This is a genomic window from Koromonas humicola, assembly GCF_059726255.1.
Genome location: NZ_AP040873.1, coordinates 420,034 through 440,456, shown reverse-complemented (window position 1 = coordinate 440,456; position 20,423 = coordinate 420,034). Strand labels below are relative to the sequence as shown.

Sequence of the window (20,423 nt, the reverse complement as noted above, 5' to 3'; positions counted from 1 at the left end):
GAAATTGCCAACTCTGGGCTACCCATGTGCGAAGGGGTTAACGCGCAACTGGTCGTAGGATCCCGGTACCGCGCTCATCGCTGGAAATGATGCGATAGAGCTTTTTCAGCTCTTCTGACTTGCTGGCCGGTACGGTGAGTTCCTTGATTTCGAATGCTCGAGTGTAGGAGATCAGATTGCCCTTCACCTCGGACTTGGAGTGATAGCTTGCGAAGCCGAAGTCCACGTCCACGGCCGGAGGCAGATCATCAACCTCGTACCCGCTGGGTAATTCGATTTCGAATATATCCGTATCTCTTTCCGGTGCTTCGAACTCGATTGGAAACACTCGCTGTTCCTTCGTTTCAAGTAATCCAGCAGAGTGCGACCCAATCACTCTCAACCTGACGGAGAGAAGGTCTCCAAGACGCTTTGAGTAATCCGCAACCGTGAAGGAATAGCGATACTCGAAGGGCGATTCAATGTTCTGGAAGTTGACGACTGTCGCCTTGTTGATGACGAATGCCGAAACTGACCTGGACAGGACAGTTTCGATGGGCTTGATGCGATCTATGTCCTTGGTTACGGCTCGAAGCGCGTAACGTTGCTGGGCAGCGCGATCGCCCAAGCGAACTTCACGCACGTCGCCCGTCAAGACTCCTCCCGGAGAAAGCCTGAATGTGCCTGTGCGCTGAATGCCATTCGTAACGCTCGGTGATCGGGGCAGAAGAATGAGCTCGCCACCATCGGGGGCGACGAGAAGTCCCCAGTTGGACTGGAGGTATCCACCGATCTGGCCGAACGGCGTGATCTCGCTTGTTGGATCGAAGAGCAGGAGGCGCCCGAGTTTTGGATGTTGCAAGACGGACTGAAGCGAAGGGCTGGAAATGGTGGATGGCAACGCAATCGCCAGTATCACGTGGTTGAAGCCGGCGATCTGTGCCGGAGTTTCAGCCGTTACCCTATTGCGCTCCGTGTTGATTACGACGTAGTAGGATTCGATTCCGATCTCATGAAGCATGGCGCTCATGAGTGATGCTTTGTCTTTGCAATCTCCGTAGCGGTGGTTGAAAACTTCACCGGCTGCGTGCGGCTGAAGCCCGCCGATGCCGAGCGTGATCGCCACATAGCGAACATCGCGCTGCATGAATTTCGCTATGGCTTTCATCTTTTCGATGGGATCAGCCGTACCGGATGTTAGCTGCTGCACCTTTTGAGTGATTTCCGGCGATGGGTCGCGACGCCCCTTGGTCAGCGTTTGATACCAGTCACCCATCTGTTTCCAGTTCGAGATGCCTCGCGTGCTTGGCCCACCCGTAGGAAAGAAGGAAACGATCATGTATCCTGCTACACCGTAAAACGGGGGCATGTCGGCTTCTCTTCGAACGCCTTTTACGTCCTGTGCCGTCCACTCCCAATCGTTGTCGCCAGACTTCTTCGGACTGAGTTCGGGATGATTCACACACTTAGCCTGAAATTCCCAGCCTGGCGGGAGGTGGAGGAAGTAGTGCTTCTCGCGCACCGGACTCTCCTCCTGGATATCCCAGTAATCCTGGGAAACAAGAGGATGCTCCTCGACCTCATACTCGTAGCCGATGATGTTGCCGGGATCCGAAGCGGGAATGCGCAGCAGTTTCACTTTCACGTCCGTGAACAGTTCACTGCCATCGGCATCAGGCGAGACCTCCTCCGATTTCTTCGCCTCGAAATACTTGCCTTGCGTCGGAATCGACCAACCGTGAACGAACGAGACCTTCCGCTGAGGGTTGTAATAGACGCTTACGATTCCGTATCTACGACCGGCAGGTCGCAAGATCTTATACGCTTCACGCACTCGTATCTTGATCTTGTCGGCCGAAATAACGTTGAGCGACTTTTCCGAATACAACAGGACAGCATCGGTCTTCTCATCATGCGACGGCAGCGGCGCATTCACGAGCGAGTACATCCAAGCAGGAGCCTCGGAGGCAGCCAAGCGCAATGGCACGCAGCCCAAGCCGACCAACACCTGCAACAGAATCAGTAACGCACGCCTAATTAGAAGCTTTGGCTGTGCCTGGCAGCAAAACAATCTGTTGCTCATCGGTCGTCCTCATCATGCGATAGAAGCTCTGCAGGATTGCGTAGTGTTGCGCGTCGATCATCAACATGTCACTGCTGAACTTGCGTGTGAGATGCAACACACCGTCTTTCTCTTCTGCTGTTGATAGGTAAGCAATGATCTTGGTCCCTTCCTGGGTTGGACGCGGTAGAGCCGAAGCTTTCCAGCCGTCAGGAAGCTCGATCGTTATGTCGTCCAGCTTTGTACTCGGATAGCGGTAGTAGATGGGATGAACACGATGAGCGTGATCGAAGACGTTCTTTTCCGTGGCGCTGAATAGGCCCACGGTGAGCAGCGCACGCCTGCCTGCTGCTTGAGTCCAACCAGACACGTTTAGCTTGAATTCGGCGACGAGAGATGTGGAGGAAGCTTTCCAATCAGGGGTGTTAACGAGTTCCACATCGACAGGGGCGGGAACGAATTCACGAACCTCATCCTCAAGGAACTTCTTCTTGGCCGTGTCATCCTCATTGCGCTGCTCGAGTCGCCGTTGCGCGGCTTCAATGCCGGTATAGGTGACAGTGAGTTTGCCTTCGAGAGATCCGGTTTCAGGATTGAGCTTGAAAATTGACTTGCGAATAATCTGAGACACGCTGCTATTGGGCAGAGGCGTTTCGATCCAATGCACGCCGTCCTTTTCGAGTTCGAGCCCTGTAACCGCAGTCTCCGACCACGGTAACGATCCAAAGGGTGCATAGACCGATCCCGGATCGCAGAAGATGTCTTTGTCCTGAATCTTGATCCGGACAACATTGGTCACGAGCCTGCTGCTGTCCATCACCTTCGGGTTAATCCCAAACGAATGTTTGCGATCGGAAACCATCACACCGTGGGCGTCGAATCCTGCGGCTTTGGTCAGAGCGAGATAAAGCCAAGTAAGCTGATAGCCATCGCCGAACCCCATCTTCCAGACATCTTCGACGTTCGTCGGAGACTTCTCTTTATCGCGCTTTTTCTCCTCTTCACTTCGACGAACTTCAAATGACGTATTCCGCAACTGCTGCACGCGTTCGTAGATCTTGCGGGCTTTCTCTTCTGGCGAGTCATTGGGTGACACTATCTGCGAGACTGCTTGCTGCATGGCACCTCGCTTATTAACGAAGGCGTCCATCCTGCTGTACATTTTCTTTTCAACTTTTTGCCAGAACTTGTCTGCGTCTTTGTCGAGAACTTCGTCAGCGTATATGAAATTGACAATCGCCTTCATTTCTTCTTCTGGAGGCATATAATCCTCCGTCTGGAATGCGGCAACATTGCTGACTTCGAGGCGTACGACGCCATCGGCGTCTTCCTTCGGCGAATTGGGGATTCCCCTCCATGTCCACCGGAGAGCGAGTGTCACGTAACTACTCTTGTATGGCTTCAGCGTGAACTTGGCACGTTTCGTAAACAGTTCATGGCTCACTGTCCAACGAGAGTTATAGAGTGCGTCATCATTAAAGTCGATCGTGTAGTAGTACTCGATGATGCCGCCGACCTGCACGTCGGGCAAGGTGAAGGTCTTTGCAAGATACTTCACTCCCTTCGCCTTTACGATCGTCTTTTCGAACACCTTTCCATCGAAGTTGACGATCGTGCCATCCGGTCGAATGCTGCGAGCCTTGATGGTGCCTACGAAACCAGCGCCCCGATCAAATGGGATCTCGATATTCGCGTACGAACGTCCTTCTTCCTTGAGAACCTTGATGCGGAAGTAGTTATCTTCGTGAGCGATGTGCGCGTGCAGACCGTTGTCGTCACGATCGACCTGACGATAAAGAATGATTGCGGTTGCACCGGGAGCACTTGGCTCACTGACCATCTTCAATTCATCAGGCGAGACGGGCTGAAAACCAATAGCGTAACTTCGGACTGGAACCATTAGAGCGAGCAAAGTGATTGCTGATACTAGTGCGGCGACAGCAGCGTACCGGCGTAGCATTGGGGGCAGTTCTCCTAAATCCAACATTCGTCTAGACACGTGAATCGGGTGCGCAGTTCAAATCAACTGCACCATGCGAATACTTTTTTCACGTCTGAGCAATTTACGCCGACTCACACCTGAATTGCACGATATTTCGTCTGCAGTTTTGTTGGAGAAGAAGTCTTGGCTGGCGGCGCTGGATGTAGTGTGAAAGCTAGGGCCGTCATGAAGCTTTATAGCGGCGGCCCCGATCTCGAATTTCTACTTTGGATCTGATTTAGAGCTGCGGTTGTGACGCAAGCGACTGTGAATATCCGGCCAGAATTCCTTGATCAGATTGAATGCGGCGTCCTCAAACAGAAGTATGCTGCCTCGTTGCATCGTCTGGCCGAAAGTACGATCGGGCGCAGGATAGTATGCGTTGGACAGACTCGCCGCCGTGTATCCGCCAAGCACGTTGGAATAGTTGAACTGCGATTTCCCGGAGTCAGACTTTGTCAGGACGGATCGCGAAAGCGCATACATTCCCCGCCGCCAGACACCGCCTTGGGCCATGCGGAAATAGCGCGGGTCCTGGTGAAATATTGTGGGGAAAAGTCCCCCGCCTAGAAGCTCGGAACTGGCTTCATCGGTAAAGTCGGCACCATATCGTTTGGCAAATCCGCGAAAGCCTTGGCCATACTCAGGATGATCATTGGCGGCCTGCTCAGCGGCTGCATTCACGCCTGCGGAGACGAATGCGTATGGGTCAAACGCGTCCTCGGCGGCAAGCTTCCATTTCGTGCGTGCCGAGATAGGAGCGAAGGTAGTTTTATGCTCGACCGTGCGATTGTTGGGAATGACAAAGATCAGTCGCTCTGAAGTCTTGGCTTCAGGATTTGTTGCTTGTGCCACGGCCAATGGCACACCGACTAGTTGAATGGCGACAATAGCAAGGAATAGAAGACGCACTCGGGGATGATACTGATCGGGCATCCAGAGCTCAATTGTTTTCGACCGGGTTAGCGACGATTCTTCCGCTTCTTGTCCAAGCGCGGCCAGTATTGAAACTCATCGGCATAGAGCTCGCTGCCGAGGTCGGAAATGCGGAGCTGGATGCGTGCTTGAGTATCGGCAATCGCCTGGTTGTAAATGGCGGGGCCGATCTCTTCGACGATGTAGTTGAGCAGGAGACCGGCAGGAAGATCGCCGAGTGATTCGGGCATGTTTTCGTCGAAATAGCGCTTCAGGGATGCAATCGCTTCTTCACGTGCCTGCTTGGAAAGCTCGATGTTGGGCATAGGATCCTCAGGTTTCAAAATGAGCAGAAGCGTTCGCTTCGCTCGCGTCAAACCGTAAATCAAAGCCAAGCGATCTGCAAAAAAACGAAGCCTCAGGGTTCTGAGGCTTCAGTGTGTTCGAAAGGAGTATGGATTGTTTAACTGTTTACTTCAGGATTGCCGCCAAGTCCTGTTCCGGGTTGGTGATCGGCATCAGGTTGTAGTTCTGCTGCAACAGGCCGAGCACCTTGGGGGTGATGAATGCCGGAAGTGTGGGACCGATGCGGATGTTCTTGATACCGAGGTAAAGCAACGTCAGCAGGATGGCGACCGCTTTCTGCTCGTACCACGAAAGAACAAGCGACAAGGGCAGATCGTTGACGCCGCATTCGAAGGCTCCGGCGAGCGCGACCGCGATCTGGATAGCCGAGTAGGTATCGTTGCACTGGCCGACATCGAGAAGACGGGGGATGCCTCCGATGTCGCCGAACTGCAGCTTGTTGAAGCGATACTTGCCGCAAGCCAAAGTCAGAATGACGCAATCGTCGGGAACGGATTCGGCTAGTTCGGTGTAGTAGTCGCGGCCCGAACGTGCTCCATCGCATCCGCCGATGAGGAAGAAGTGACGAATCTTGCCAGCCTTCACTGCACCAATCACCTGGTCGGCGACGCCGAGAACGGCGCTGCGTCCGAAGCCAGTGAGGATGGTGTCATTCGGGCCGTCCTCTTCGAATCCCTGCGCGGTGAGCGCGGCGGCGATTACTGCCGAGAAGTCCTTGCGAGAGACATGGGTAATGCCCGGCCAGGCGACAACTCCCGATGTGAAAATGCGCGACTCGTAGCTGGGCTTCGGCTGCTGGATACAGTTGGAAGTCATCAGAATCGCGCCGGGGAATTCGGCAAATTCCTTGGCCTGATCCTGCCATGCACCACCGTAGTTTCCGGCGAGGTGAGAGTAGGCCTTGAGCTTGGGATACCCGTGGGCAGGAAGCATTTCGCCGTGCGTATAGATTTGGATGCCAAGCCCCTTGGTCTGCTCAAGCAGGGCGGCGAGATCGGCAAGGTCGTGTCCGCTGACGAGGATGGCTTTGCCAGCAACGGGATGAACGCGAACTGGAGTCGGCGTGGGGTGTCCGAAGGTGTCGGTGTTGGCGCGGTCGAGAACTTCCATGACCTTCAGGTTCAGTTCGCCAACCTTGAGCGCGTAGCCAAGGAGGTCTTCGAGAGAAGGCGACGGCTTGGTGAGGAAGTCGAGAACTTCGTGGATGGTGGCGTAGATCGCGGTTTCGCGGCCACCGAGTTGGCGGGCGTGCTCGGCGTACGCGGCAACACCCTTCACCCCGTAAAGAATCATTTCCTGCAGGTTGGCGACTTCTTCGCCGTTGGCGAGCTGGGCAGCAGGAATGTCGTGGAGTTTGCCCTGTTCAATCAAGGCATCGAGGCCAGTGGCGGGAACGAACTTGCTTGCTCCATTGAACTGCTCGGGAGCGGTGCCCTGGGCGGCGGCTGCGGAGAGATAGATTTGGCGTGCACGGTCGCGGACCTTCGCGGTTTCGGCAATGATGGCGGCCACGCGGACGGGATCAAAGTTGACGTTGGTCAGCGTGCCGAAAAGAGCCTCAACAACGAATTCGTCAACCTCGGCATCGTGCACGCCGAGTTTGGCGGCGCGATGGGCATACATGGAAACACCCTTAAGGGCGTGGACAAGCAGGTCCTGCAGGGCGGCTGTGTTGTCGTCTTTACCGCAAACGCCAATCTGCGAGCATCCCTGGCCTTTTGCGGTTTGTTCACATTGATAACAGAACATTAGGTATGAGCTCCTTCGAACTGAGTACACAAAGGAGCTTACGGGCAGAGCGAAAAAGCGACAGCGACTAAAGTCACTAGGCTAAGCTTTGTTGTGGGTATGTGATATTGGCTCAGTTCCACGGAATTGCGAACCAATGTGCTGGCCGCGATTCTGGAGGTGGGTTGCAGAGTGGCAGAATTCGATTTAACCTCATACATCCTGCGAAATAACACTGCCGGGCTATGTGCCGGAGCTAGTGGGGCGCTGCTGCGGCTGCGTGAATGTCTCCCCATCGGATAAGTGCCATGTATGCAACAGATGATTTAAGAATCAAATGGACGAAGGTAGTCCTGCCTCCCGCATTCCTTGAAGAAGAAATGCCGATGACGGAGGAGGCGTCCAAAACTATATACAAGACGCGCCACGCGATTTGCGACGTGCTCAAGGGGCAAGACAAGCGGCTGATCGTGGTCGTGGGGCCGTGCTCGATTCATGATCCAAAGGCTGCGCGCGAGTACGCTGCGAAGCTTAAGCGCGTGATGGACGAGGTTTCAAACGAACTGATTGTCGTGATGCGCGTGTATTTCGAAAAGCCGCGAACGATAATCGGGTGGAAGGGACTGATCAACGATCCGTACCTTGACCAGAGCTACAAGATCAATGATGGGCTGAGGATTGCGCGCAGGCTGCTGCTCGATCTGGCAGAAATGGGCGTTCCGGCCGGAACCGAGTTTCTGGACATGATTTCACCACAGTATGTGGCGGGGCTGGTGAGTTGGGGCGCGATTGGCGCACGCACGACGGAGAGCCAGATTCACCGCCAGCTTGTGTCGGGACTGTCGTGCCCTGTGGGATTCAAGAACGCGACGTCGGGCGACGTGCAGATTGCGATTGAGGCAATGCTCTCGGCGGCGAATCCGCATACCTTTCTTGGACACTCGAAGTATGGGCAATCGGCAATCTTTGTGACCAATGGAAATCCTGACACGCACGTCATCTTGCGCGGTGGCCGCAAGATGGTGAATTACACATCCGAAGCTGTAGGAGAAGTTTGCGCCAAGCTCGACAGTTGCAAGCAAAAACCTCAGGTGATGATCGATTGCAGCCATGCGAACAGCCAAAAGGACCATACGCGTCAGCCTCTGGTATGTCGCGACGTTGCCAAGCAGGTTGCGAACGGCGAAGAACGCATCATCGGGCTGATGATTGAAAGCAGTCTGGTGGCGGGGTCGCAATCGCTGGTGAACGGCAAAGCATTGACCTACGGCCAGAGCATCACAGACGCGTGCATTGGCTGGGATGATACCGAAGCGCTGTTGCGAGAATTGGCAGCCGCGGTAAAGGTCGGCAGAAAGTAGAAGAAGGATTCGAAAGCAAAGAGGGCGGCCTGTTGAAGGGCCGCCCTCTTCTTTGCTGCGAATATGGCTCCGAGGATTGGTGTGACCATGGGCGTTTTGCTCTCCCACCTTAGCCGCGCAAAAGACGCGCGTCGAAGGTGGGGCACCCGCGGGCACTGCAATCCCAAAACAGTTTTAGTTTGTCACGCCGCTCGCTTTCTTTTTCGCGTCCTTATGGGTTGGAGCTCCCGCAGCAGGAGCCGGGGCCGGTTCGTACTTGGCTTCGACGGCGAGAGGTTTGCGCGGGAGCGGCTCATCGCGCATGGCAGTGTTGTAGAGGAACGACGCCATGATGATGGACGCCTGGATGAGATCTTCACGCTGGGCGCGATCGTACACATCCATGTTGGAGTGATGCGTGCGCGTTTCGTACTCGACGGAATCCTGGATGAATTGGAATCCGGGAATGCCGATGGCATCGAACGAAATGTGGTCAGTGGAACCGGTGTTGCGCATGGTCACCGAGGTGAATCCGAGGTCGCGGAACGGTTCGCCCCACTGCTCGAAGATGGGCATAACAGCAGCGTTTTCCTGTGCGTAGATGCCGCGAAGCTTTCCGGTGCCATTGTCGAGATTGAAGTAGGCTGAGACCTTCTCCTGTCCGTGCTTCAATACGACGGGAAGCGGAGTCTGTCGCAGGTAGGACGGGGTCTCGTCCTTAGGCTCCTCCGGATAGCCGTAGTGCTCCTTCACGTATGCGCGCGAACCGAGCAAGCCCTCTTCTTCTGCAGCCCAGAGTGCAATGCGGATAGTACGACGCGGCTTGACGTTCATCGCCTTCAGGATGCGAACGGCTTCCATCGCTACGGCGACGCCTGTTGCGTTGTCGGTTGCGCCGGTTCCGGCATGCCACGAGTCGAGGTGCCCGCCGACGAGGACCAGTTCATCTTTCTTGTCGCTGCCGGGAATCTCGGCAATAGTGTTGAACACCTCTCCATTGTCAGGCGACTCGAAATGCGACTTCACATTGAGTTCGACTGCCACCGGAAGCTTGCGGTCCAGCAGGCGCGACATGCGATTGAACTGCTCGGCTGCAATCACGATCTGAAGCACTCCATCAGGCGAGCCGGGCTTATAGTTCTGCGTGCCTTGCACAAAGAGGAGTCCTTCATCGCCGCGGCTGCCTTCGATAGAAGCTGCGACCTTTTCTTCCTGAAGGAACTTGTCAATTGCCAAGCTGAGGCGCCGGCGCTGCATCAGATCTTCGCGGGTCCACACGCGGCCAGTTGAATCTTTGTACGGAGTGCCGGGCATCTGAAATTCGGAGAGATCGCGAAGCTTGGCTTCGTCGTAGCGATGGAGCGCCGGTTCGGATTCAGGCTTGAGGTCGCGAGGCTCACCAAGCAGGACGATCTTTCCCGCTAGCTGACCGCGATACTTCTCAAGGTCCTCCATGGACTTGATCTTTACCGGAACGACTTCGCCCTGAATTGCTCCATTCGTCGAAGGTGTCCACGCCTTGGGATAGCCAATGAGAATCGCCGTATCCGGAGAGGTCATGCGGATCGACATTGAATCCAGCGCCCAACCGCGTCCGAAGGTGAAGCCTTCAAGATGCGCGTTGGAAAGTCCCCAATCGGTAAGCTGCTTTTCGGTCCAGAGGTTTGCGTTCTTCAGGTTCTGGGACCCGGCGAGGCGCGGCCCGATGCGGTCAGTAAGCTCGGAGAGAGTTTGCATCACATTGCTGTGCTGGATCGCTTCCTGTCGGATGCGCGTGACTACCTGAAGATCAACAGCATCGTGCATGGAAGCTGTAGCCGCATATACAGGTGCGATGCTGGAGGCAACGACAAGACCAGAACAGATGGCGAGCTGGATTCGCCGCATATGGCGAAGATGAATCATCAATCAGTCCTCGAACGGCGGGAGGATTCTCGCGTGAGAGATACACGAGTTTTGCCGGATTGCGAAATCTTAGCACTTGTAAGTAGCGGCGTGAGAACACTGCCACGTCAGGACTGTAACGAAGAGTAAAGCCTACAGACTCGTGTTGTCCGATTTGGGACCGCAGTTCATTTTGAACCCGGCAGAGGAGTTCTGCTTCCAAATGCGGAATGAAACACGTGCGGTCCACGCGGTTTTTGCAAAGAATACATACGCGACATTGAACCAATGCAGTATGTGCGCCTTTTCAGGAGATGAGAACATGCAAAAAGAAGCGAGCGCAGTAGAGGCAAAAGCCACGAGCGCAGCCGGAAGCAAATCACCCACTAAAACAATTCTGCTGGTGGAAGACGAAAAGACGATCCGCGGAATCATAGGCGAGGTGCTCGAACGCGCAGGATACCGCGTGCTGGCCTGTGACGGAGCAGAAGAAGGAATCGAGATGTGCCACGACTATCATGGCCAAATCGATCTGTTGCTCACCGACGTAGTGATGCCCGGAATGAACGGTCGCCAGATGGCAGATGAAATCTTGAAGAAACTTCCGCAGCTTCGCGTCGTATTTATGTCGGGCTACACGGAAAATGCGCTACTGCACGATGATCAGGCAGGATCGCAATTTGGATACCTGCAAAAGCCTTTCAGGATTGAAACACTCACCCGCACGTTGGCACAGGTGTTCGCTCACTGACTACACACGAAATAGCGCCGAGATCAAGTTCCTGACCTCTTTGACGTAGCTCTCGACGTCATTGGTGAATCCAGCTACATCAACGGCCCGCAAATCCGGGCGTGCATGGGAAAGGATCTTCCAGGCGTATTCGTCCTCAAGCGTGACCTGGAGACTTTCTTCGTAGCCGTATCCGAGGCCGGAGGTGCGGCAGATGAAGTCGGCGATATTCACGATCGCGACAAGCGCGGGATCAACCGTAGCACGGTCTACCGCATGATGGCACCGGATGACCTCGGGCAGAAAGTCGAAGAGCCGCCAGTGCGTGGAAAGCATTTCACCTGTGACTTCGTGGGAGACGCCCATCTGTTCCAGTTCGACATCGCACAAGGGGCGGCGTGATTCGGCCGCAACCTGGAAGGCGTTGGCGAATTCACGTGGAATGAGGAGCATGTCCACCATGATGCCGAGATCGTGCAGCAATCCAGCAAGGTAGGCGCGCTCGGGATCGGCGTACTGCAATTTGCGGGCTAGGCTGCGGGAAATGAGTGCGCAGGCGAGCGAGTGCTCCCAAAAGCACGCGACATCGAGACCACTCTGCCGGGGGGATATTTGCATAAGACAGCAGGAGGTCACGATGTCGCGCAGTCGAGTCATGCCCAGTGCGAGCGCTGCTTCACGCAAGCTCGATACGCGTCCACACAGGCCGAATAAGGGGGAGTTGGCCGTGTGTATTACCTGCGTAGCGAGCGCACTGTCATGAGAAACAAGCTGGACGATTTTCTGCAGATCAGCCTCGGTAGCACATCCATCGAGCTGACTGAGAAGAGGAAACAGAATCGCCGGAATGGGCGGCAGCTCACTCAGCCCCGCAATACGGCATTCGACATCCGCTTGTGACAACATGAGCGCTAAGTTTTCCGTATCCGTTATCGTCTGGTTCATTTATCGGCAGACCGGCGATAGATCTTTAATGCTAATTGTGAGGTGGGTTGAGTTCGTGAGGCGCAACGATCACGATATCGACCCGGCGGTTTAAGCGGCGTCCGTCCTCGGTGGCGTTGTCGGCTACGGGATGATACTCCGCATAGCCTGCGGCTGAAAGGCGCTCCGGACTGATCCCCTCGCGCATGAGCAACAGGCGGGTGATTTCGGTGGCTCGCGCCGTAGAGAGCTCCCAGTTGGATTGGAACTGGAGAGTGTGAATCGGCACGTTGTCCGTGTGCCCCTCGACACGAAGATTGCTCCCAATGGAAGCCAGCACATGGCCAATGCGATCGAAAGCAGCAACCGAACTGGCCCTCATGGTGGCCGATCCGCTATCGAAGAATCCAACTTCGCGCAGGCTGAGCACGAGACCTTCGGGAGTTTCACGCAATGAGATGTTGTGGCGCTTAAGCTCTTCGGCTAGCTCTGCTTCGAGCTTGCGGCGGATCGCTTCCGCCGTGTCCTGTGCACGGGCGGGATGCGTGGCCTGAATGGTAGTCGTGCCGGGAACGAGAATCACAGGAGTACCCGAACCGGAGCCGACTCCGAGCTGCTGGAAGCCTTCGGAGATTGCCTGGGAGAGCTTGGCGAGCTTGGCTTTGTCCACCTGCGCAGTTGAGTAGAGCACAACGAAAAACGCAAAAAGCAGCGTGACAAAGTCCGCGTAGGACACCATCCAGCGCTCGCTGTTGCCATGATTCTTCGGGCGACGACTCATCGCACGCCTGCCATATCTGTTTGCGGTTTGGATTCAACTTTCGCATTGACCTTTTCGGTTGCGTGCTGCAGGAAGCCGTTGAGCTTTGCTTCGAGCATGCGCGGGTTGATGCCTTCGAGGATCGAGACCACGCCTTCAAGCGTCAGCTCACGGACGATCTGACGAGTGCGCAGTCGATGGCGCAGCTTTCCAGCGATGGGCAGCGCAATGAGGTTGGCGAATCCAACACCGTAGATCGTCGCGACAAAGGCTACGGCGATGCCGCGTCCGACTTCCTCTATTTTGTCGAGATGCTGCATTACCTGGATCAGTCCAAGCACCGCGCCGATGATCCCGATGGTTGGCGCGAAGCCTCCGGCGGCTTCGTACACGCGCGACAACTCATCTTCGGCCTCGGCGCTGGCATCGAGTTCGAGTTGCATGATGGCCCGCAGTTCGCTCGACTCGGTTCCGTCAACGGCCAGCATGAGCGCACGGCTCATGAATGGATCGGCAATGTTCGGAAGTTCGGAGTCGAGAGAGATGATGCCATCGCGTCTTGCTTTCTGCGCGAGCTTAGACAGGCGGTGTATCTCGTCACGCGCCCGGGATCGTGGCTCGAAGATGATGGTGGCGAGATTGCGGAAGGCTGCAAAAACCGTGCCCAGCGGAAACTGCAACAGAACCGCGCCGATTGTGCCTCCGCCAACGATCAGCGCGGCAGTCGGCTGGAAGATCTGGCTGAGCTTGCCGCCTTCAAGCAGAAGCCCGGCAGTGATTCCCCCAAAGCTGACGACAATTCCGGCGACCGTTCCCTTGTCCACGGACTACTCCTCGCGTGACGCACGCGGCTCGGACACCACGGCGCCAACGGTGGCATCCTGCTTCAGGAGAGTGCGGCGGTAAGCGACAAATCTCTGCATGACCTCTGCGGACGCTTCGCGAACTACCATCTTGTCTCCCGTGATGAGAGTGATGACGGTGTCGGGACTCTGCTCGACGGACTTTATCAGTTCTGCATTTATGAGGATGGGATGACCATTCAGCCGCGTGAGTTCGATCATCGATATCGACCGCCTTCTTTGAACTCATCGGCGGGAGCGGGGAGAACTTGAGCGGTGGAGTAGATGAATGCAGGCCAGTGCATACCTCACATATGCGAACTGCAGCGTGGGCCACCTGAGTAAATCAGATTTGAGCTGGACTAGATGAGATATTTGAGCAAATCAGATGGAGTTCTTGTTAGCTGAGGAATTCCGACAGCATAAAACAAGGGACGAGGATGCACCTCGCCCCTTGCATGCGATCTTCTTGCCAGATTGCGTGAGTGCGCGAACTACTTGGTGCGCTCGACTTCCTTCAAGCGGGCAGCCTTGCCACGCAGCGCGCGCAGGTAGTACAGCTTGGCGCGACGTACCTTGGCGGAGCGGACCACTTCCAGCTTTTCGATAATGCGGCTGCCGAGCGGGAAAATGCGCTCGACGCCCTGTCCGAAGCTCATCTTGCGGACGGTGAAGCTCGCCTGCTGGCCGTTGGCCTTCTTGATAACGATGCCTTCGAAGATCTGGACGCGTTCCTTATCGCCTTCCTTGATCTTGACGTGAACGCGGACGGTGTCGCCCACCGCGAAATTCGGCAGGTCGGTGCGCTGCACTTTCGCAAGCATCCGGGTAATGATGGGAGATGACGACATTTCGATTTCCTCTTCTCTTCTCGGGTGCCGGGGCAGCAGCCACGGACGATCCCGTAATCTTTCTCGAAACTTGTTTGGCCTCGCGCTACAACCCGCGAAGCTTTAATTCGCTACGCTTCAATTCCTGAACCAAGGCCTTATCTTCCGGACTAAGCGCCACTTTGTCCAAAAGATCGGGGCGATTCCTCAGCGTCTTTTCCAGTGCCTGGCGACGCCGCCAACGCCGGATCTCTTCATGGTTCCCGTTCATCAGCACATCCGGAACCGGTATCCCGCGAAACTCTGCGGGGCGCGTGTAATGCGGATAATCGAGCAACCCACCGGTATGCACCGTGGAATCCGGCTCGAGACGTCCGCGGTCGTCGAACTTTGGCTCGGCCACCACCTCACTGAAGCTTTCGGTCTTGCAGGAAGCTTCGTTGCCCAACGCTCCGGGCAGCAGGCGGGTGATGCAGTCGAGAATGAGCGCGGCACCTAGCTCGCCGCCACTCAGCACAAAGTCACCTACCGAAACCTCGCGGTCAGCGAGATGTTCGGTCACGCGTTCATCCACTCCTTCGTAGCGGCCACACAGGAACGTGATGCGATCAAGTTGCGACAGTTCCTGCGCCATGGCTTGGGTAAACAGCTTACCCGAGGCCGACAGCATGATGACCGATTCCCGAGCCGTGCCGTTGATGCGGTCTTCCCTTGGCGCGACGCCAAGAGATTCAACGCAGTCAAACAGCGGATCGGGTTTCAGCAGCATCCCTTCGCCGCCGCCAAATGGACGATCGTCCACCGTGCGATGACGGTCATGGGTAAATGCCCGAAGGTCGTGGAGTCCGATTTCAATGAGCCCGGCGTTGCGCGCTCGGCGCACAATGCCGTAATCCAAGGGACCACGGAAGAAGTCCGGAAAGATGGTGACGAACTCGAACCGCACTTCCTGGCCTCTGTCCTATCGTGATCGCTTCGCCGGTGGTTGCTGCCGATCCTTTGCGCCCGCACTGAGCGGAGCATCCAGATCCAGCATGCCGTCCGGCAATTGCATTTCGATCCGCTTCGCCTTCAAGTCGAGCTGTTTCGTAAAGCTCTCGACGAAGGGGATCATGAACTCTTTACCGCCCTCGTTTTTCACGATGAGCAGAGGGGCCGTCCCAGCCCCAAAATTTACATCTACAACGGTTCCGATCGCGCCGTCCGGCCGGGTTACTTCCACTACCTGGCAGCCCAGCAGTTCGCTCACGTAAACCGCGCCTTCTTCCAACTCGGCGCGTTCGGTGGCAGGAATCTGGATTTCCGATCGCAGCAGCGTTTCCGCTTCCTCAATGGAATCCACACCGGCGAACTTAAGAACCATTCCGCCCTTGTGGGGCCAGAAGTCCTCGAGATGCAGTTCGCGTCGCTGATCCTTCTCTGCGAACCAAGCGTAGAGCGTGCGCCGCTGCTCAAACTTTTCGGGGAAGTCGGTGTACAGCTCAGTCAGGACTTCACCTACGCGGCCTTGCACTCGAATAACGCGCGCAATGGTGACAAATGCGGCGTCCGATTGCAGCGCCATGCTACTCGAGGATGTCGAGCGAACAGCGCTGACCGTTCTTTTCCGCCGCAGCGGAAAGGATGGTGCGCAGCGCACGTGCGGTTCGGCCGGAACGGCCAATCACACGTCCCAAGTCGTCTTCGGCAACTTCCAGCTCCAGCTTTACGTACTCGCTGTCGCCGGAGGCGTCGACCGAAACTTCCTCGGGAGCATCCACAAGAGCCTTGGCCAGCTCTTTGGCCAGTTCAGGCAGATTGGCGGACATGATCGTCGGCTCCTGTTACGCTACCGGCTCAGCCGGAGCCGGGGTTGCGGGCGCATTCTTATAAAGGCGCGCAAGAGTTGGGGAGAACTGGGCACCCTTAGAGAGCCAGTACTCGACGCGATCCCTCTTCAATTCGACCGTTGCAGGGGTTGTGCGCGGATTGTAGAGACCAACAACTTCAATCGAACGACCATCGCGCGCGCGGTCCTTTTCGATGACGACGATACGATAAACAGGCTGCTTACGCGCGCCACGGCGCGAAAGACGGATCATTAACACAGGCTTATTTCCTCTCTTCGCTTAACTCCAGCGCTCGACATCCCCGGCGAGCTTTGCTCCCGAGGACCGGAAATCGCGACCGGACAGGCCGGTTTTGATTCGAACGCTGTGACCCGCTGCTCCTTTTCAGGACGCAATCGGCAGATTGACATCCGCCACGGGCTCTACCACAAAGGAATGACCAGACACACGTCAGGCATACACTTGCAGCAAGCATCTATTATCGCGGAACTTGGCGGTGGTGGCAAGCCGCGCAGTAATCACCGCCCAGAGGGCTCAACTAGACAAGCTGTTTTTCGACAACGCCCTGCTCTGAGCCGCACCATTTGCACTTGCTGGCCGCGATGGCAATGGATTCCATGCAGGCCGGGCAAGTCTTGGTCGTGGGGTCGGGACCAGCCTGACCACGGGCCTGACGGGCTTTCCAGGCATTCATCGGGACCACCATGGTGAAGTACACGGCGCTGCCGATGAGCAGGAATGAGATGAACGCATTGAGAAACAGGCCATACTGAATCTTGCTGCCATTGATGGTGATGGCGAGGGCGGAAAAGTCGGGCTTGCCCACGATGGCAGCGATGAACGGCGTAAGAATGTTGGCGACGAAGGATGTGACTACTGCTCCAAAGGCGGCACCGATGACCACGGCTACGGCAAGGTCGATGACGTTGCCGCGAAGCATGAACTCGCGAAATCCCTTGAACATATAGACCTCCTGTCGAACGCGGAAACGGAGGCGTCCAGTGTCACTCATTGTAGATGCAGAAAAGCTGGTCAAGCTGATGTGTAAAGCCGATTTTCGTACCTAGCCCACGGGCGGAATCTCTCCTGCCGAGGAGCCAATCTGAGACTGTGAGAACGCCGCCCTGCGCGTAATCAGGAAGTACAAAGGCACAGCTATGCCGATGAGGCCAATGGCGACGCCTTGCCGCATGCCCCAGGATGCCATTGTGAAATCCGTGCTCGGCATCTTCCACGGGTAGCTGTGCATAAGCCGCTGCATGCGCTCTGTCTGACCCGGCACTAAGAAGTTGGCCAATGCGTTCAAGGCTCCGAAGACAAGCATCGCGATAGACCCCAGGCGCGCCCACTCCTCAAGTTTCAGCAGTCCCCATCCCAAGACGATATAGGCTACGCCCCAGGCAAATGCGACCAGTCTTGCGCTCCAACCAGTAAGTACCCAGATTCCAAGCAAAGTTGGAAAGGAGATGAACGCAACAGCGATGCACATGGTGGCTCCGGTAGAAATCCAAAGCCATGCCAGCACGCTCATGCTGATTGGGCGAGTGGAGACAGGCGGCTCACCGGGCTCGGCAAAGAGTTCCTTGATGCGCGGGCGAGTGAATAACCATGCCCACCAGGCGCACAACAGAGCAATAGCCACGAAGAAACCGGCCACTCCAATCTTGACCGCGTGCATGATGTTTTCAGGTGCACCGCTTACGTTCGGCATTACCGCGATGAACAGTGCCGACATCGCGCAGATGCACATGGTGATCCACGAAAAGATGATCGTGCTCCACCGCGCCCAGTTTTGCCGCATGCAGACGCAAATGCCTGTTGCGATGCCCAACGCTCCCATCAGAGCGTAGAAACCGGCGATGCACAGGAAGAATCCCATGCCAAATCCGGATTGATTCAAGGCTGGATTTGAGGGCGTATTCATTCCTCGATTCATAAACGCATACGCCATGAACACGCTCATTAGAAGCGTCAGTACTCCGCCGATGCACTCCAGCACGCCTGCGAAATAGACCGAAAACGGAGTTTTCATAAGGTGCCGGAAAGTATAGCTGAGTAGCTGGAGCGCAGGGCAGTGATTTATTCGCGAGCCTCATTCAGCGCACGGTCTTCGCCACGCGCAGTTCCGCATCGAGCAGAGCGCGTTTGCGATCGACGCCCCAGCGATAGCCGCCCAATCCTCCGCCGCCGCGAATGACGCGATGGCATGGGATGGCGAGTGCGATGTGGTTGGCTCCGCAGGCGTTGGCAACCGCGCGAGTCGCTTTGGGCTCTCCGATGGACTTGGCGACCTCTGCGTAGGATTGGACGCTTCCGGCGGGAATCGTTTGCAGGTAGCGCCAGACCTTCATCTGGAACGCAGTGCCGTGCAGAACCAGCGGAGTTTTCGCCAGCGCGCGCTCACCTTCGAGGTAGGACGCAAGTGACTGCATCCAAGCCGAGAATTCCGCCGAATGAGGTTGTGCCATGGGCGCGAGGTTGGCGGCGGGATACTCCTGCCGCAAGGATTCCAGCAACTCGTTTTCAGAGTCGCCAAATTCGAGGAAGCACAGGCCGCGATCCGTTGCGCCGATCATCACCAATCCCAACGGGGTGTTGGCTGTGACGTAGGAGATTTCAACCTGCTCGCCACCGCGACGGTACTGGCGCGGAGTCATTCCGAGATTGGTGTTGATGCCGCCATACACGCGACTACTCGTGCCGAATCCGGCGTCGAAGATGGCTTCGGTTACGGATTCGCCTTCGCGCAGACTTTCCTTGAGTGCCTGCATACGAATAGCCTCCGCATACTGCCGAGGGCTGACGCCTACGACGGATTTGAACGTGCGTTGGAAGTGAAACGGACTCAAGTCGAAGCGCCTGGCGAGCGACTCCAGTTTCAAGGCGCTGCGGTCCTCGACGTGATCGCGAATGTACACGCAGATCTGCTGAAATTGCTGGCGCAGTGATTCGTCCGACTTGGCGGCTTCGAGTGGCTTGCATCGCAGACAGGGCCGAAGTCCGTCGGCCTGTGCCTCTGCTGCCGTCGCATAGAACCGAACATTCCTTCGGAGCGGCGTGCGGGATTTGCAACCCGGCCGGCAGAAGACTCCCGTGGTGAGCACGCCAACGAAGAACTGGCCATCGAAAGACGCGTCGCACTCCTTCACTGCCTGCCAGAGTCTTTCTTCATTCATTACGCTTGTCATAACGCTACGTTACGCATGGCCGCGAGGTGGTGCCATCCGTTTCTTGCGCTGCAATTCGATTGTGCTTAGGATGCACGTGATCTGGCAGAGGAGATATGGATGAACGCGTTCCAAGATCAGGATGTCACGCCGACAACCAGGACCTGAGCCAACCTCAAGGTCTAGACTTTTGGAGTCATACAACGTGAAACAGATAGAGCGGGTGCCCCGTCCAAGCTCTGATTGGGCGGGGTAGTTGCTGTTCTTTTGATTCTCATTATTCATCTGCTCGCTTCGCGGACCTCTGGTGGAAATTCTCTTCGAGGAGAATTGTCAGCTTCCCGGAAGGGCGGAAGCGTTGGGTCCGTGGTGCATGCACGGAGGTACTGGAGTTTGGTAACCCGCTTATTCTTGACCCAGTACCGTGGGAAGCCCCGGCTCAAACGCTGCTTGCCATTCCACATCCGTTCGATGCCATGCATCTGGTCTTTCCAGAAATGTCGTTCATGGTTCACACTCTCCTGATCTTCATTTAGCCACCACTCGAATCCGTGGAACATTCCGTCTCTAAGGTAGCGGGCTTCGGACAGATAGATGGACCCAGTTCCCCGATTTGTCTTGCAACGCCAAAGGTCAAGACCTGTACCGCTTTTCATCTTGTATGTGCCGATTAGTTTGCCGTCGTTTGACCATTGCTTAGCTGTGCCGTGAGCGAGTCCGTTCGAGTAGGGCTCAGAAAATTCAAGGTAACCCTCATCAAAACAGTACATGGTGCCGTGCGTTCTTCCGTTCTTCAGCGGGCGCTCAGATTGGAGTTCACCACTCTCGTAGAAGTACCGCACGCCGACTACGTTTCCATCGACTCTGTATTCTGCTTTGTACTTCTGAGGGCCAGAAATATACGTGGCCAAGATGTGCTCCTTAGCCGTCTTCGGAATGGAGGAGCGATAGTTCTTCATGGTTCCGCATTTTACTTCTTGATATCGGCGCTGCTTTCTTTGTTCGACCACAAAGATGCTCGCGGTTGGCGGTATTTCCAAACTGGAAATGGCGAAGGATGCCGGGGCTCACCTGCAAATAGACGTT

General features: G+C 56.0%; 21 protein-coding genes. 2 read left to right on the top strand and 19 right to left on the bottom strand.

What is annotated here, in order from left to right:
* Positions 1 to 37: 37 nt before the first annotated feature.
* From AC6IZD_RS01910 to hcp, 5 genes are all read right to left on the bottom strand, one after another.
* Positions 38 to 2,062 carry a DUF3857 domain-containing transglutaminase family protein gene (locus tag AC6IZD_RS01910; RefSeq protein WP_497785991.1) on the bottom strand — a complete coding sequence of 675 codons (2,025 nt, stop codon included), beginning with the start codon at positions 2,060 to 2,062 and terminating at the stop codon, positions 38 to 40.
* Positions 2,013 to 4,001 carry a DUF3857 domain-containing protein gene (locus AC6IZD_RS01905; protein ID WP_497785990.1) on the bottom strand — a complete coding sequence of 663 codons (1,989 nt, stop codon included), beginning with the start codon at positions 3,999 to 4,001 and terminating at the stop codon, positions 2,013 to 2,015. Before AC6IZD_RS01905 ends, AC6IZD_RS01910 begins: the two co-directional genes overlap by 50 nt.
* 243 nt (positions 4,002 to 4,244) lie before the next feature.
* Positions 4,245 to 4,958 (bottom strand): hypothetical protein, encoded by a 714-nt coding sequence (locus AC6IZD_RS01900; RefSeq protein ID WP_497785989.1) that lies wholly within the window; start codon positions 4,956 to 4,958, stop codon positions 4,245 to 4,247.
* 26 nt (positions 4,959 to 4,984) lie between these two features.
* Positions 4,985 to 5,263: a DUF2164 domain-containing protein gene (locus tag AC6IZD_RS01895; RefSeq protein WP_497785988.1), complete on the bottom strand. Its 279-nt coding sequence runs from the start codon at positions 5,261 to 5,263 to the stop codon at positions 4,985 to 4,987.
* A 145-nt stretch (positions 5,264 to 5,408) separates the two neighbouring features.
* Entirely contained in the window at positions 5,409 to 7,052 is a 1,644-nt protein-coding gene (hcp, locus tag AC6IZD_RS01890) for a hydroxylamine reductase (RefSeq protein WP_497785987.1), read from the bottom strand.
* Positions 7,053 to 7,339: 287 nt separating this feature from the next.
* On the opposite strand from hcp, the gene AC6IZD_RS01885 reads away from it, so the two are divergent.
* Positions 7,340 to 8,392, top strand: a complete 1,053-nt coding sequence (locus AC6IZD_RS01885) for a 3-deoxy-7-phosphoheptulonate synthase (RefSeq protein WP_497785986.1) — start codon at positions 7,340 to 7,342, stop codon at positions 8,390 to 8,392.
* Positions 8,393 to 8,566: 174 nt separating this feature from the next.
* Here the strand turns inward: AC6IZD_RS01885 and AC6IZD_RS01880 are convergent, their stop codons facing one another.
* Positions 8,567 to 10,276, bottom strand: a complete 1,710-nt coding sequence (locus AC6IZD_RS01880; RefSeq protein ID WP_497785985.1) for a M20/M25/M40 family metallo-hydrolase — start codon at positions 10,274 to 10,276, stop codon at positions 8,567 to 8,569.
* Between the two features lie 301 nt (positions 10,277 to 10,577).
* Between AC6IZD_RS01880 and AC6IZD_RS01875 the strand changes: the two genes are divergently transcribed.
* Entirely contained in the window at positions 10,578 to 11,006 is a 429-nt protein-coding gene (locus AC6IZD_RS01875; protein ID WP_497785984.1) for a response regulator, read from the top strand.
* Here the strand turns inward: AC6IZD_RS01875 and AC6IZD_RS01870 are convergent, their stop codons facing one another.
* From AC6IZD_RS01870 to AC6IZD_RS01810, 13 genes are all read right to left on the bottom strand, one after another.
* A complete protein-coding gene (locus AC6IZD_RS01870; protein WP_497785983.1) occupies positions 11,007 to 11,891 on the bottom strand; it encodes an HDOD domain-containing protein in 885 nt (294 codons plus the stop codon).
* Positions 11,892 to 11,961: 70 nt separating this feature from the next.
* Positions 11,962 to 12,690, bottom strand: coding sequence for a flagellar motor protein MotB (locus AC6IZD_RS01865; RefSeq protein WP_497785982.1), 729 nt, complete (start codon positions 12,688 to 12,690; stop codon positions 11,962 to 11,964).
* Positions 12,687 to 13,493, bottom strand: a complete 807-nt coding sequence (locus AC6IZD_RS01860) for a flagellar motor protein (protein ID WP_497785981.1) — start codon at positions 13,491 to 13,493, stop codon at positions 12,687 to 12,689. Before AC6IZD_RS01860 ends, AC6IZD_RS01865 begins: the two co-directional genes overlap by 4 nt.
* Positions 13,494 to 13,496: 3 nt before the next feature.
* Complete coding sequence (locus AC6IZD_RS01855) at positions 13,497 to 13,733, bottom strand: flagellar FlbD family protein (RefSeq protein ID WP_497785980.1); 237 nt, start codon at positions 13,731 to 13,733, stop codon at positions 13,497 to 13,499.
* A gap of 272 nt (positions 13,734 to 14,005) precedes the next feature.
* On the bottom strand, positions 14,006 to 14,362 hold the full coding sequence (gene rplS / locus AC6IZD_RS01850) for a 50S ribosomal protein L19 (protein ID WP_497785979.1): 357 nt from the start codon (positions 14,360 to 14,362) through the stop codon (positions 14,006 to 14,008).
* A gap of 85 nt (positions 14,363 to 14,447) precedes the next feature.
* Complete coding sequence (gene trmD / locus AC6IZD_RS01845; protein WP_497785978.1) at positions 14,448 to 15,287, bottom strand: tRNA (guanosine(37)-N1)-methyltransferase TrmD; 840 nt, start codon at positions 15,285 to 15,287, stop codon at positions 14,448 to 14,450.
* A 15-nt stretch (positions 15,288 to 15,302) separates the two neighbouring features.
* Positions 15,303 to 15,905, bottom strand: coding sequence for a ribosome maturation factor RimM (rimM, locus tag AC6IZD_RS01840; protein WP_497785977.1), 603 nt, complete (start codon positions 15,903 to 15,905; stop codon positions 15,303 to 15,305).
* 1 nt (position 15,906) lies between these two features.
* Positions 15,907 to 16,149, bottom strand: a complete 243-nt coding sequence (locus AC6IZD_RS01835) for a KH domain-containing protein (protein ID WP_497785976.1) — start codon at positions 16,147 to 16,149, stop codon at positions 15,907 to 15,909.
* A gap of 15 nt (positions 16,150 to 16,164) precedes the next feature.
* On the bottom strand, positions 16,165 to 16,422 hold the full coding sequence (gene rpsP / locus AC6IZD_RS01830) for a 30S ribosomal protein S16 (protein WP_497785975.1): 258 nt from the start codon (positions 16,420 to 16,422) through the stop codon (positions 16,165 to 16,167).
* A gap of 286 nt (positions 16,423 to 16,708) precedes the next feature.
* On the bottom strand, positions 16,709 to 17,134 hold the full coding sequence (mscL, locus tag AC6IZD_RS01825) for a large conductance mechanosensitive channel protein MscL (protein ID WP_497785974.1): 426 nt from the start codon (positions 17,132 to 17,134) through the stop codon (positions 16,709 to 16,711).
* A gap of 99 nt (positions 17,135 to 17,233) precedes the next feature.
* Positions 17,234 to 18,202: a hypothetical protein gene (locus AC6IZD_RS01820; protein WP_497785973.1), complete on the bottom strand. Its 969-nt coding sequence runs from the start codon at positions 18,200 to 18,202 to the stop codon at positions 17,234 to 17,236.
* A gap of 64 nt (positions 18,203 to 18,266) precedes the next feature.
* Complete coding sequence (gene ada, locus AC6IZD_RS01815; RefSeq protein ID WP_497785972.1) at positions 18,267 to 19,346, bottom strand: bifunctional DNA-binding transcriptional regulator/O6-methylguanine-DNA methyltransferase Ada; 1,080 nt, start codon at positions 19,344 to 19,346, stop codon at positions 18,267 to 18,269.
* Between the two features lie 272 nt (positions 19,347 to 19,618).
* Positions 19,619 to 20,296 (bottom strand): toxin-antitoxin system YwqK family antitoxin, encoded by a 678-nt coding sequence (locus tag AC6IZD_RS01810; RefSeq protein ID WP_497785971.1) that lies wholly within the window; start codon positions 20,294 to 20,296, stop codon positions 19,619 to 19,621.
* Positions 20,297 to 20,423: the final 127 nt, after the last annotated feature.